Here is a 13,314-nt window from a genome sequence, read left to right as displayed (position 1 = left end):
AGTTAGCTGTACGAATCGGGTGAAATGCCCAATGACAACCAACCGGGATTGTGTTGCGATTAATCACCTTTTATGTAACGACCGTGAGTCACGGTGCGCGAAGACCGGCTACTCGGTCACAACCGGGTAGCCGGCTTCTGACGATATCGATCCGAACGGAGGATGGTTTGCAAACCAGCAATCAGGACGTCGAACGCGAACCCCCGGTAATCGGACCGATTCAGATCGGCCCAATGCGGCTGAACTCTCGCCAGTGCTGACCAGGCTGGCGGCGGGCCTTCATGTTCATGTCGCGAGCGACTCAACCGATCGGCCATGCCCGTGCGGCCGAGACCGTAGGAGTGGATGACGCTGAACGCGAGCGCCGCACCGCGCTCATTGAATCCTGCATCGAGCAATATCTCAATGTACGCATTGATCAAACGCCACCCATGCGGTGTCGGTCTCATCCGGTACATGATCGCGTCGATGCCCCGCCACGTAGCCAACAGGGCCACGCTCGTGCCGTCGAGGATCCGCAGGCGCTCATCCCACGGACCGCTGTCCGGCGCCGGTACGTCAATGCCGGCAAGAACAGCATCAACGAGCAGTACGAGCAGATCGTCCTTGTTGCCTACGTGGTGGTAAATAGCCATCGGTGAGACGCCGAGTTCGCGCGCCAACGCCCGCATACTGAGGGATTCAAAGCCCTGCTCGAGTCCGAGGTTCAACCCGGCTTCGACGATCTCGTCCACGCCGAGAAGTCGCTGCGGGATGACTGGAGACGACGACGGAGGTTCGGCAACCTCGATCGGGCCGGTCTTGCGCGCCAAGATACCCCGCTTCCCATTTGTACGGTTCGCTTAGGGCATCCGCTACCGGCTGGCTACCCGAACGGCTTGGTGCATTGTGCCATGCACCGGTTCAGTTGGAGCGCGAGCGGGGCGGCGGAGTTGGGAGCGAAACGCAACTCGAGCGCATCACCCGGCAGCGATCAGTGCGCGGCCTCCATGCCCAGGTACTTGCTGAAGAGATCCTCGTCTTTGAGAGCAGCCGCGTCGCCATGGGTCACAATCCCGCCGTGCGACAGCAGGTACGCATAGTCCGCCATGTCCAGAGCGCGCGTCACATATTGCTCAACCAGCAGCAACGACGCACCTTCTTCAACTATCTTATGCAGAAAGTCGAAGACTTGATCGACGATGACGGGCGCAAGTCCCATTGATGCCTCATCGACCAGAACCAAACGCGGCGCGGCGAGATAGGCCCGCGACATCGCCAGCATCTGTTGCTGGCCACCGCTAAGGCTTCCGGCAACTTGCCTCATGCGGTCCTTGAGGAAGGGAAAAACCTCGACAGCCCGTGCGATCGATTCCTTCTCCTTGCCCTTGGGACTCTGCATGATCAAGTTGTCACGAACGTTGAGGTTCGGAAAGATCGCACGACCCTCTGGGATGTGGCATAGACCATGCCGGGCGCGCCGGTACGTGGGCTCTGCCGTTACATCCGAGTCCATGAGGTGCACCGAGCCTGAGAGCGCAGGCAGTTCGCCGGCAATCGCGCGCAACAACGTTGTCTTACCGGCGCCATTCGGCCCTAGCAGCGCGACGACCTGTCCGCTGCGAACCTCTAGCGAGACGTCGCGGAGGACCACGGTGTCGCCATACCCGGCCGTCAGATCCGTGACACGAAGCATGCGAGCCCCTCAGCAAATAGTTGGTGAAGATTAATGTTCCGATTCAAGGGAACCGTTCGGGCCCGCTGGCCCGTGGAGTCCGATTAGATGACTTGCTAGACACCGTACAAGAGCACGAACAGAAGGTAAAGATGATCCGCTCGACGCGCGCCACGAGCCTCCGTACGGAGCGAACTGAGCGCGGCCGGGTGCGCATATACCAACACCCGGCCGCGCTCTGTCAACGGCGCACATCGATCAGTTACGAAATGCAGCTCGCCTTCAGCCCTTGCGGCGCCACCAGCTTGTGATCGGAAATCTTGGCCTCGTAGTAGCAATTCACCGCACGGGCGTTATTAGCAACGGTCTTGGAGAACGTAAGCGGCCCGGTGAGCCCCCCTACCGTTTGATCCTTAACCGTGTACAACGCATCGAGAACGGTCTGGTTCGTGACCGTGGCCGGGGCTGGTCTCATGATCGTCGCGAAGAGTTGCGCCGAGACCCACGCCGTTGCCTCAGCAGGGCCGAGGTTCTTGTCGCTTATCTTTGCTTGGTCTGCCACCGTATGGAAGTCCGCTGTCGCTGAGTCGTCCACGAAGGCGGGGAACGTAGTCAATGGCACAGCCGCGCCATCGACGTTCGGCGAGGCCAGCACATCCGGCGTAACCGACGTCGCGTTGAAGATATATTCCGGGGTGTAGCCCTGCCTCTTGCAGTCGGAGGCCATCCGGACGCTGCCACCGCCTTCGATCGCGAGCGATAGAGCATCTACTCCTGCGTTCTTGGCTGCAAGGCAATTGGACGTGTAGTTGGGAGCGGTTGCTGAGGCAGTCGCGCCGTAGCCGAACTTCATTCCCGCCGCAGCGGCGGCAGCCTTGTGGAAGTCGATCGCAGCCGCACACGCAGCGACCTCCGTACAGTTGACTACGCCGTAGGTCGACTTACCCTCGGACTTGGTCATGAAGGCCCCGCTGAACACGGCCGTCGTCAGGGTTGCCGTGGAGGGAAAGAACATCGGACTGGTCGTCCAGAGCGGCGTGTAGGAGTAACCACCGACGACCGGGATATTTTTCGATTCGACGTAAGAAGCCCAGGTGGATTCCAGGCCCGCCTCGGCTGCCCCCACTATGGCAACGACGTGCTTGTTCTCGACCAAGTCCTTCACGGCCGACTGAGCGGTCGCCGCGTCGTTGTGATCGTCCACGACGTCGAATTTCACCGGGTGCCCATTTAGGCCGCCACCGTTGTTGACCCATTTCGCCCATGACGCGTACAGCGCGGGCATATTCTTGTTCGCGTCGCCCGCGACTCCTGAAAAGGTGCCGACGGTGCCAATTTCGATGGTGGACGCCGTGAGCGCGGGTCCTGACGAAGCGGCCGCTCCGCTCGCTGAGCTGTCGCTGGATGAACAGCCTGCCAGGAGCAACACGGCGCCTGCGCCCGCTGCCACCCCGGCTCTCCATCTGTTCGCGGACATGCCGCGCCTACCGGTGGTGACCTGCATGTGGGGGTGACTCCTTGTACTCGGGTGATTGGACCCCCAGCGAGCTTGCCGCTGAACAGAACGTGCCGTCAGTCAAGGGGCATGCTCGCATGCCGGCTCGGCGGCTGGGACTGTCTGCGGATCCCGCTGGACGTTTTCTTGACACACTTCGACACGCGCGGGCCCCGCAACAAGGCACGCTGTCGATGCTGGCTACGCGCAGCTTCGGCGATGCTATCCACATGAGCTATACAGCGTCAAGACTTCTTGTCCGTGCGATTATCCTGTTACCCACTCGTTACTGCATGGATTTAGCCGCTACAGTAAAACGCCGTATAGGGTCCCGACATAGATGCAGTCGGCGCCGGGTCATCCGGCACCGCGCCTCAATCAAAATGCGACCCTAGAATTGGAGCTTTCACGCATGCTCTCGGATCTTCTGCCGTTCATTCTGGTAGGCCTGACGGCTGGTGCGGTCTACGGCATGACAGCCACGGGTCTGGTTTTGACCTTCAAGACATCGGGAATCTTCAACTTCGCTCAGGGCGCACTCGCCACTGTCGCAACCTACGTCTTCTACTCCTTGCATACTCAGGAGGGGATGCCATGGCCGTGGGCGATGCTTTTGAGCGTAGGCGTACTCGGGACGCTGATGGGCCTTGGGATGGAGCTGATCGCTCGCCGACTAGCCGGCATGAGCACGACAATGAAGATTGTCGGCACCCTGGGCATCATCCTCATCGTCCAAGGTGGGACGGCGATCATCTACGGCGACAGCCTGCGCCAGGTCGATCCGTATTTGCCGCAAGACACCTTCACCATCGGTAGCCTGGCGGTTGGCTACGACCAGTTGATCATCATTATCGTCTCGCTCCTCGCGACCGGGGCTCTGTACGTCTTCTTCCGGACAGCTCGCATGGGCACCGCTATGCGCGCGGTCGTCGATAATCCCGGCCTCTTGGCGTCTCAAGGAGTCAATCCGACGGTGGTTCGCCGGTACTCATGGATCGTGGGCACGATCTTTGCCTCCCTGTCAGGTGTGTTACTCGTGCCCTCGATCGGACTCAGTTCGCTGGCATTGACCCTGTTGATCGTGCAGGCATTCGGAGCCGCCTCGATCGGTTACTTCTCAAACCTTCCGCTGACCTACCTCGGCGGCCTCGTCGTCGGGGTTCTCGCATCAATAGCAACCAAATACGCTGGCCAAGGATTCTGGGCCGGCCTTCCGCCTGCCGTGCCATTCTTGGTGCTGTTCGTAGTTCTGATTGTGGTGCCCCGTGCTCGGCTAACGGCTCATCAATCAAGCGTTCCACGCCCACAACCTCAGTGGCGGGCTCCGCTGCGGTTGCAAGTCATCGGCGGCAGCGTTCTTTTGGTCCTGATGCTCATCGTCCCTATGATCGTCGGAACCAAACTGACCTTCTACACCACAGCATTGACAGAGGTCATCCTCTTTCTGTCGCTGGGGCTCCTCGTACGATCATCTGGCCAAGTCTCCCTTGCCCATATGGGTTTCGCCGCTATCGGCGCCGCAGCATTCTCCCATTTCGCCGTCCATTACCACATGCCGTGGCTCGTCGCGTTGCTGCTGGCAGGCGTCATCGCCATCCCGGTCGGCGCGATCATCGCGATTCCGGCGATCCGGCTCAACACCCTTTACCTGGCGCTGGCCACCCTCGGCTTCGGGATCTTGCTGGAACAGATGTTCTACACCAGCAAGTTCATGTTCGGTCCCGACTCCAATGGCTTGCGCTCACCCCGGCCACACCTGAGCTGGCTCAGCGTTGACTCGGACAAGGGTTTCTACTATGTCGTGCTGGTCATTACCTTGATCTGCGCCGTTTTCGCCGTATGGCTGGATCACGCCCGCTTCGGCCGGCTGCTCCGCGGTTTGGCCGACTCCCCCATCGCGCTGTCCACAATGGGCACCAACATCAACCTGACCAAATTGCTCGTGTTCTGCGTCTCGGCATTTCTCGCCGGCATCTCTGGCGCGCTCACCGCCTCTACGGGAACCTCAGTTTCGGGATCGACCTTTCCCTCTTTCAATTCGTTCACATTGGTTGCGTTGCTGGCGCTTACGGCCGGACGCGTGCCCTGGTATGCCTTCGGAGCGGCCATCAGCCTGTATGTGGTCCCGTCGTTCTTCACCAGTTTCGACATCACCAACTACCTGACTGTGCTGTTCGGAATCGGCGCGGTCCAGACTGCTCTGCTGTTGGAGACGCAAGGCCGAGTGCCTGCTGGCTTCCTCCGCTTCATCGATCGCATCGGCGGGCGCAAGCCCGCACCGGCAACCGCCGGCGGGCCGCCCGCCTCGAAGGCAGCGGTCTCAACTCAGCGCGCAGCCCGGGTGGAGCTGAAACAGAGAGGCACGGTACAACCCTCAGATGGTCTGCACGTAGACCGTCTAACGGTCCGCTTCGGCGGCGCGCTCGCAGTGAACGACTTCAGTCTCAGCGCGCCATCTGGAGCCATCACGGGGCTCATCGGGCCGAACGGGGCCGGCAAGACCACGACATTCAATGCATGTTCAGGCCTGCTACACCCGAGTACCGGCACCGTGACCCTGCATGGGCGTAACGTCTCGAAGCTGGCCCCTGCGGCCCGCGCCAGGCTTGGTCTCGGACGGACTTTCCAGCGCATGGAGCTGTTCAATTCCCTGACCGTGCAGCAGAACGTGGCTTTAGGCGTCGAAGCATCTCAAGCCGGCACTCGGCCGTTGAAGCAGGTCGTCAGCAATCCCTCAGAACGCAAGCTTGCCGAAGAACGCCCACGTGATGCGATGGAGCTGTGCGGTATCGCGCACCTGGCGTCCGTCCAAGTTGGACTTCTTTCCACCGGCGATCGACGGCTTGTCGAACTGGCGCGGTGCCTGGCCGGCCCTTACGACATGATCCTGCTCGATGAACCCTCCTCAGGCCTGGACAACCAGGAGACTCAACAATTCGGGGCGGTTCTCGCGCAGGTCGTCGCACAACGCGGCACCGGGATCCTCCTTGTGGAACACGATATGAGCCTGGTCATGTCGATGTGCCAGTACATCTACGTCCTCGACTTCGGAAATCTGATCTTCGAAGGCACACCTGCCGAAGTCGCCGCCAGCCCGCTGGTCAAGGAGGCGTACCTAGGAGCCGTCGAGTTGGAAAACGATCTGGACCCGACATCCGATGCCGTGCCGCTGGCCTGATCGAGCAAGCGCAGCGGTAGCTGTCGCGAGCACGCAGCCAAAACGAGGGCCGAGGGCCGCCGAGAACTCGGCGGCCCTCGGCTTCACCTTTTCCGCTCACGTGAATCGAGATACCGCGAGGTAATCGAGCAAGCGCCCGTGATCATGTCAGCGGCTGGAGGTGCTTGCGCTCGAGCTGCGGCCGTCGTGACCAACTGTAGGCATTGCGTCGCGCTGAGTTAGGTAGGTATACCCCGTATCTCGGCTGTTTACGCCATTGACTATACGGCAGAAAGGCGCTCCCATGGAAAGCGCGTAACAAGTAAGTAACAGAAATGCAAAACCAGAGATCACCCACTGCGCGCGGTATATCTTTTCCACGTCCGCACAAGGAGGACTCGGTGCGTGCCGGACAGAGCCCTCGCGATGCCCGCATCACTAACTAGCCCGACCACAGCTCCGTACATCACCATCACCCACAAGTGATTTACGAGTCGCCAACGGGGCCGACTTTTACCTTGTTTGCATGTTTACACCGTATCAGGCAAGCGCACGACGACGACAATGCCCTCCACGTCCCGAATCATCCATCCGTACCGAGTGCTTGGAGCATCGTTCATGCCATTTACCTTCAATAGACCCAGCGTGTCGCGTGGTCCACTGCGCGCAGCGATGGCCTTCGCAGCGATTGCGGGATTGCTGCTGACGGCCTGCTCGTCGAGCAAGTCGACGTCGAGCGGATCTGCCCCAACTGACCAGAGCTCTGGTCCCGCGCTGTCGGGGTCCGTAATCAACATCGGCACCGTGGGTACGTTCTCCGGGGTTGTCGGGTTTACGAACAAAGACATGCCGGCCTTCTATCAAGCTTGGGCAGGCTGGGTAAACAACAACGGCGGTATCAACGGACACCCCGTTAAGTTCTACGTAGTGGACGACAAGAACGATGCGGCGACGGCGCAAGCGGGCGTCAAGGACCTCATTGACAACAAGCATGTGGTGGCCCTGGTGGGTACGGCCGAGTCGGGCTTGGAATCGACTTGGGCGTCAGAGCTTACGGCCAAGCAAGTACCAGTCGTCGGCGGTTACTCCTACACGCCGGACTGGACCGACAACCCGCTGTTCTTCCCATCGAGCGCCACGGTCCGCACCGCGATCTGGAGTGGCGCCTTTGCGGCCAAGGCCGAAGGCAAGACCACCTACGGCGTTGTGAACTGCACCGAGTCCGCTGCCTGCGCAGCGGTGATTCCACTGCACAAGGCTGGGGCTGAGGCCGCTGGATTGAAGTTCGGATACGGCGCGACGGCTTCGGGCACCGCACCCAACTACACATCTAACTGCCTGGCGGCGAAGAATGCCGGAGTCGACGTGCTCGCCCTTTCGACGTCAGGAGCAAACGTCCGATTCGCAACCGACTGCAAGCGCCAGAATTACGAACCGCAGTACTTGCTGGCCGCGACGACAATAAACCAGCCGATTCTCGACTCGCCCCTCTTCGACGGATCCCTGATCACGCTGACGACGTTCCCATCGTTCCTTGACGACCCGGCGACGAAGGATTTCCAAACGGTGGTGGGTCTCTCCAAGATCAAGGCAGCGGACGTCAACCAGGCCGAGGCCACCGCTTGGACCGCGGTCCAACTCTTCACTGCGGCAATGAAGTCTGCGCCGGCAAGCGTTTCCAGCAAGTCTGTCCTCGACGGTCTGTACACGATCAAGGACAACACCCTGGGCGGGCTCACCACGCCGCTGACCTTCACTGCGGCGGATAAATCCCGCGAGCAACTCTGCTACTTCACCGCAGAGATCAAGGACAAGAAGCTGACCGCTCCTAACGGCCTGACCCAAGCCTGCATCAAGTAAGGCCGCATTCTGAAGTCAACGCCGGCCGGGTACTCGCCGAGGGGCGAGTACCCGGCCGGCTGTTGCTTCTCCCGAGCCTTGGGCGGCGGCACGTCCGACTCGGGCCGTGTTATGCCGTTCGTCTGCTGCTACGAGCGAGTTTTCGATCGATCGCCAGTTGTGCTCGCAGTCCGTTCAAGGAGTTCTCCAGGCCGAAATCAAAGGCCGCCCGATTCATCGCGGACGAGGTATAAGGCTCGCCCCCCGGCGGCCGGCTGGTCGACGCGAGCAGCGGAAAGTCGCTGAGCAGCTTGCGCCTATTTTGCGCGTAACTCGAGTCGGTTCGTTGTTGTCGTGCCGATCGCTCGATGAACAGGCACCCGCGCGTGTGGACGTCGAGTCCAGCAAGTGCGTGCATCGCCGAAACCGCAGCGAAGCCGGCACCAATCAAGATCTCGGAGAGCTCTGTCCCCCACGTCGCAATGAGCGACATCGTATTATCGGGCAAAGGCCCTCGACGCATAATCGTCAGGTCACAGAGCACGTCGTCGTTTCGCAAGATCGTATGAAAGTCGCTGAAGAACCTACGCAGGTCCTCCTCCCAACTAAGGCCGCTCAACGCCGGCAACCGCGCATCGAGCCTCAGAAACGCCTCTGCCCTCATCGCTTGCAGCAGGCCTTCTTTGCTCTTGAAGTGCCAATAGACGCTCATGGCACCCATATCGAGGTGCTCAGCTAGCCTCGTTATGCTCAGGGCCGCGACGCTATCGATTTGGCACAGTGCGAACGCGCCGCTGACTACATCGTCGGGTCGGATGGATCCTCGCTCCCGTCGCTGGCGCATCCCTTCCGAACTACGTTCAGTCGATGAAACCATCTAAGCTCCCCAGGGACTGCGTTATACGTCGTAGACCAGGGACAACTATACGGCGTACATGTCGATCGCTCGGTTGTACAGATATTGAGGGCGCATCTCCGGTCAGCACCGTTGCGTCGCCAGTCCTGGCATGCCGACCGCAGAGATGCGAGATGAGCTCGGCTTGATGAGCGCAGTACCCGCGGCCGAGGGAATAGACGGACGCCTGCATTCCCGAATCGAGTCGGCCCGCGCGAACAGAGCTCAAGGAGCCGTCGCTGGCCAGACCCTGATCCGGATTGGGCTTCACCCGACCTGGACGGTAGGACAACCGCGACATCCTTCGCGTCTCGAGCATGGGGCAGAAACGAAAGAACCAACGCCCTGAGGCGCTGGTTCTGACGAACAACTTCGGTTGTAGCGGGGACAGGATTTGAACCTGCGACCTCTGGGTTATGAGCCCAGCGAGCTACCGAGCTGCTCCACCCCGCGTCGGTAAACATCACATTACAGGCCTATGTCCCGCAATCCAAATCGGGACCAGTCCGACCAGTGGACCAGCCCCGATTTGGCGGGAATCCCCAGTTACTAGGAGGGCGAAGTCGACGGTATCGGCTTCGGAGAGGTCGCAGGAGCCGAGGAACCGCGTGCCTTGATATAGGCGTCGGTCAACTGTTGAACCTTCGCCTGCGCCGCGCCAACCGCAGCGAAGTTGCCGGTCTTGTATGCGTTCTCGAGGTCCGCGAGAGCGGTATCGAGCTGAGTCAATATCGCGTTCACGTTGGACGGGACGGGGGTGGTCGGCTGAGCTGGCGCGATTGGGGCGCTCGACGTCGGCGGTGCCGAGCTTGTCGGCGGTGAACTGCTAGCTGGCGGCACGCTCGTCTGGCCGCCGGAACCATTTATACCAACGAGGGGTTGGCCTACGATCGGCTGACTGAGGTTCTTCAGCGCATCACTCAGGTTCGCCGCATAACCGATCTTGTCACCGTAGGCAACCTGCACTCGCTGCAGAATTGGGTAACCCTGCGCTCCTGAGGATTGGACGTACAACGGTTCCACATAGAGGAAGGAGTTACCGATCGGCAGAGTGAGTAGGTTTCCGTGAATGATGCTCGATCCACCCTGATCGAGCAACGACAGGTTCTGCGAGATGGTCGCATTCGACTTGAAGGTGTTCGCGATCTGCTCCGGACCCTGGATCACGGTGCTGCTCGGCACCCGTAGGACCGTCATCTTGCCGTAATCAGGCCCAGGATCACTATCGACCGTGATGTAGGCGGCCAAGTTAGTACTGTTGTTGACCTTCATGGGCGTAGTCAGCTGGAACTGCGCCTTGCCGCCCTCGCTGGCCGGTGCACTGGCCAGTACGTAGTACGGCGGCTGCGCTGCCGCGCTGTTGTCCAGGTTCGGGTCGTTGGGGACAGTCCACTTGTCCGCAACGTTGTAGAACTGGCGCGGATCGTCGACGTGATACTGCTCGAGCAGAGACCGCTGGACCTCGAACAGATCCTGCGGGTAACGCACGTGCGCTTGCACATCCGCCGGCATCGAGGCCTTGGGCTTGATCACACCCGGAAAGACCTTCATCCATGACTTGAGGACCGGATCCTGGGTATCCCACTGATACAAGGTCACAGCGCCGGTGTAGGAATCAACCGTTGCCTTTACCGAGTTGCGGATGTAGTTGACCTGGCTACTTGCCTGGGAGGCCGTTCGGTTCGTCGCGGTCAGCGAGTCACTCGTCAGATCAGACAAAGTTTCTCGTTGCGAATAAGGGTAATTCGCCATTGTTGTGTAGGCATCCAGCATCCAGACGGTCCGACCGCCGATGACAGCAGGGTAGGGATCGCCATCAACCGTCAGGAACGGCGCTACCTTCTCGACGCGTTGCCGTGGGTCGCGATCGAACATGATCTTGGCGCCCTTAGCGCTGGCCGCGTCGTTGAGCAAGAAGTTTCCCTGCCGGTACTTCACCGCAAATGCAAGTCGATTCACGACGTTTCCGAGGGAGATGCCGCCGCTGCCGGCATAGGTCGTCTTCTGGTCTGCGCCGTCATACTCGCGGGGGGCTCCGGAGGCGCCGACGATCGAGTAGTTGGGTAACAACTCGCCGTAGTAGACCTGTGGTTGAGTCATGTCGAGCGGACCGGTTGGCGGGATGTCACCTTCGGTGAACTCCTTGGTATTCGTCACATCGCTGCTCGCGGCGGCGGCGACGAATCCGTAGCCATGCGTGTAGAAAGTGTGCTGGTTGATCCAGTTGGTCTGATTGCCTGTCAGCTTGCTCTGATCAAGTTCCCGCACCCCGACGACGTAGTCCTGAGTCTGCCCACCAACGGTATAGCGATCGATATCCAGCTTGTCGGAAAAGCCGTACTGATTCCGCAATTGCTGAAATTTGCTGAAGGTCGGCGACACCACATTCGGGTCCAGGATACGAAGGTTGGCGACCGTAGGATCCGTGGGAACCAGCGCACTGACGCTCGGGGTTGTCGTCGTCTTATAGCTATCGTAGGTGACTGTGCCGCCGTCAGCACCGTCGTTCGTCGTCGTCTGAATGCCATAGGCGGCTCGGGTGGCGGCGATGTTCCGGGAGATATAGGGCGCTTCCTTGTCGCTGGCGTTCGGCTTGACGCTGAGCTGCTGCACCAGAGCGGGATAGATTCCGTTGATACCTATGGACAAGACGAGCAGCACGATAAACGAAACCGTGGCGATCATGGCACTCTTGAGCCACAGGCTGGCCAAGACGGCCAGCGCGATCAAGACGGCGACCCAGAACAGAATTGTCTTCGCGGGCAAGGTCGCGTGAACGTCGGTGTACGACGCCCCTGTCGTCTTGCCGCGGTCAGAAAATACCAGGCCGTACCGGTCCAGCCAGTACGCACAAGCCTTCAGCGCGATAAAGAAGAAAACCAACAAGGTGATATGACGGCGAGCTGAGATTGTCAGCTTCGGGCCGGGGGTGGCGATCCGAAACGCGCCGAAGAGATAGTGCACTGCCAGGCTGAGGATGAGCGAGAAAATGACGATGTTGAAGCCGAAACCGAGCAGTACCCGATACGCGGGGTAGTCCCAGGCGAAAAATGAGATGTCGCGGTGGAATTGTGGATCTTTGACACCGAAGGAGACGCCATGGCGCCATAGCTGCCAGATCTTCCAGTTCGACTGAGCGGAGGCTCCCGCTCCGATGAACAGGGCTACGAGGAGGACGATGAAGATTGGCCGCTTGCGAGGTTCCAAGACCACCCGGTATCGCTCGAGATTTTCCTGCTCTTGAGAGATCGGGCGGAATGGCGGCCTCATTCGGTAGGCCAGGAACACGTTTGCGCCGACGGCCACAGCAAGAACCAAGCCAAAGATCAGGAACAGCACAACCCTGGTCCACAGAATCGTTGAGAAGACATCTCGATACTTGACCTCGCCGAACCACAGCCAGTTGGTGTACACGCGGGCCGCTGACCCCAGCAAGGACACCAGAACGAAGAGCGAGATCAACACCCCGATGATGATCTTGCCGCGACGCGACACCCTGATGCTGGGCATTTCAGGCCGCATGGCCACAGTGCTCTCCTCATCTGGCCTCTGAGCGGCGGGACGCGATGTGCCGCACGACACGGCGCGCCCACGTAACCACCCGGAGGACCACTCCCGACCTACGCAACGCGCAGGCCGTCCTCAAATCAGCAACGTACCGAGCCGAACCGCGGTTCCGCAGGATGCGACCATCTAGTCATGACGCACAGCTCCGATCCCGCTCCGGCAGCCTCCATCATGCTCGAAGCAGTTGCGGCTGAGATCGAGGCCTTCGCGAATGAGGCGGGCTGGGACTCCGCGCCCTTGCTATTTGCCCTCGTACCGACGCGATCGCTGGCCGCCGATCCAGGTGCTGCCGCGTTGCTCTCTATAGACGGAACGTCCATCGATCCCGCCGAAATCGATGAGTCGGCGATAACGCCGATCGCTCAAGAGGACCTGCCGGAGGGCGCATTGGACGAGGTCCTGGCGCAGATCGGCTGGCCCGATGAGGTGATCGGTTGCGCGGTCAGCCAGGAAATCCTGATGTTGCCGCCTTCGGTGGAGGGCGAGTTGGACGATCTGGCCATCGACGCTGCAGTCAACGTTGCAGTCGATCATCCGCAACGCCGGGAGGCAAGGCTTGTGGTGGCGGTACTTCGAGACGGCCGCTCTGCGTGCATTCTTCGGTTGCGGTCGGTGCCGGGTGCGGAAACCGGGGACGATCTACTTACCGGAACCGATTTGGCGCCGAATCTAGCCGCGGCTCTCTCGGCCACGCTGTCCGACTGATT

Annotated in this window: 9 protein-coding genes and 1 tRNA gene; 3 read left to right on the top strand and 7 right to left on the bottom strand. The window is 60.4% G+C overall.

The genetic code is table 11. The features are described from left to right. Positions 1-116: 116 nt before the first annotated feature. The 3 genes from ACSMXN_RS10205 to ACSMXN_RS10195 form a co-directional block, all read right to left on the bottom strand. Positions 117-812, bottom strand: a complete 696-nt coding sequence (locus tag ACSMXN_RS10205) for a TetR/AcrR family transcriptional regulator (protein WP_022912554.1) — start codon at positions 810-812, stop codon at positions 117-119. Between the two features lie 161 nt (positions 813-973). Next, positions 974-1,675: a branched-chain amino acid ABC transporter ATP-binding protein gene (locus ACSMXN_RS10200; protein ID WP_022912553.1), complete on the bottom strand. Its 702-nt coding sequence runs from the start codon at positions 1,673-1,675 to the stop codon at positions 974-976. A gap of 241 nt (positions 1,676-1,916) precedes the next feature. Continuing rightward, entirely contained in the window at positions 1,917-3,104 is a 1,188-nt protein-coding gene (locus ACSMXN_RS10195; RefSeq protein WP_196811206.1) for an ABC transporter substrate-binding protein, read from the bottom strand. Positions 3,105-3,561: 457 nt separating this feature from the next. Between ACSMXN_RS10195 and ACSMXN_RS10190 the strand changes: the two genes are divergently transcribed. Then, positions 3,562-6,327: a branched-chain amino acid ABC transporter permease/ATP-binding protein gene (locus ACSMXN_RS10190; protein WP_035943420.1), complete on the top strand. Its 2,766-nt coding sequence runs from the start codon at positions 3,562-3,564 to the stop codon at positions 6,325-6,327. 509 nt (positions 6,328-6,836) lie between these two features. Here the strand turns inward: ACSMXN_RS10190 and ACSMXN_RS10185 are convergent. Further along, positions 6,837-7,154 carry a hypothetical protein gene (locus tag ACSMXN_RS10185; RefSeq protein ID WP_196811228.1) on the bottom strand — a complete coding sequence of 106 codons (318 nt, stop codon included), beginning with the start codon at positions 7,152-7,154 and terminating at the stop codon, positions 6,837-6,839. Between ACSMXN_RS10185 and ACSMXN_RS10180 the strand changes: the two genes are divergently transcribed. Then, positions 7,153-8,166, top strand: a complete 1,014-nt coding sequence (locus ACSMXN_RS10180; protein ID WP_455407742.1) for an ABC transporter substrate-binding protein — start codon at positions 7,153-7,155, stop codon at positions 8,164-8,166. The two genes, ACSMXN_RS10185 and ACSMXN_RS10180, sit on opposite strands and share 2 nt — an antisense overlap. 109 nt (positions 8,167-8,275) lie before the next feature. Here ACSMXN_RS10180 and ACSMXN_RS10175 read toward each other — a convergent pair whose 3' ends face one another. The 3 genes from ACSMXN_RS10175 to ACSMXN_RS10165 form a co-directional block, all read right to left on the bottom strand. Further along, positions 8,276-9,022, bottom strand: a complete 747-nt coding sequence (locus tag ACSMXN_RS10175) for a TetR/AcrR family transcriptional regulator (protein WP_081649015.1) — start codon at positions 9,020-9,022, stop codon at positions 8,276-8,278. 397 nt (positions 9,023-9,419) lie between these two features. Then, positions 9,420-9,493 (bottom strand) — tRNA-Met (locus ACSMXN_RS10170). Positions 9,494-9,589: 96 nt separating this feature from the next. Beyond that, entirely contained in the window at positions 9,590-12,562 is a 2,973-nt protein-coding gene (locus tag ACSMXN_RS10165; RefSeq protein ID WP_051148805.1) for a UPF0182 family protein, read from the bottom strand. A gap of 177 nt (positions 12,563-12,739) precedes the next feature. Between ACSMXN_RS10165 and ACSMXN_RS10160 the strand changes: the two genes are divergently transcribed. Beyond that, on the top strand, positions 12,740-13,312 hold the full coding sequence (locus ACSMXN_RS10160) for a PPA1309 family protein (protein WP_022912545.1): 573 nt from the start codon (positions 12,740-12,742) through the stop codon (positions 13,310-13,312). Positions 13,313-13,314: the final 2 nt, after the last annotated feature.

The sequence above is a fragment of the Parajatrophihabitans canadensis genome (assembly GCF_053764775.1).
Note: the sequence above shows the minus strand (reverse complement) of the source record. Positions and strands in the feature narration are given on the sequence as shown.

Bases quoted from the DNA above. Each gene is read 5' to 3' on its own strand.
- ACSMXN_RS10200 (WP_022912553.1), bottom strand. From the start codon at position 1,675: ATGCTTCGTGTCACGGATCTGACGGCCGGGTATGGCGACACCGTGGTC.
- ACSMXN_RS10190 (WP_035943420.1), top strand. From the start codon at position 3,562: ATGCTCTCGGATCTTCTGCCGTTCATTCTGGTAGGCCTGACGGCTGGT.
- ACSMXN_RS10180 (WP_455407742.1), top strand. From the start codon at position 7,153: ATGCCGGCCTTCTATCAAGCTTGGGCAGGCTGGGTAAACAACAACGGC.
- ACSMXN_RS10185 (WP_196811228.1), bottom strand. From the start codon at position 7,154: ATGTCTTTGTTCGTAAACCCGACAACCCCGGAGAACGTACCCACGGTG.
- ACSMXN_RS10175 (WP_081649015.1), bottom strand. From the start codon at position 9,022: ATGGTTTCATCGACTGAACGTAGTTCGGAAGGGATGCGCCAGCGACGG.
- ACSMXN_RS10165 (WP_051148805.1), bottom strand. From the start codon at position 12,562: ATGCGGCCTGAAATGCCCAGCATCAGGGTGTCGCGTCGCGGCAAGATC.
- ACSMXN_RS10160 (WP_022912545.1), top strand. From the start codon at position 12,740: ATGACGCACAGCTCCGATCCCGCTCCGGCAGCCTCCATCATGCTCGAA.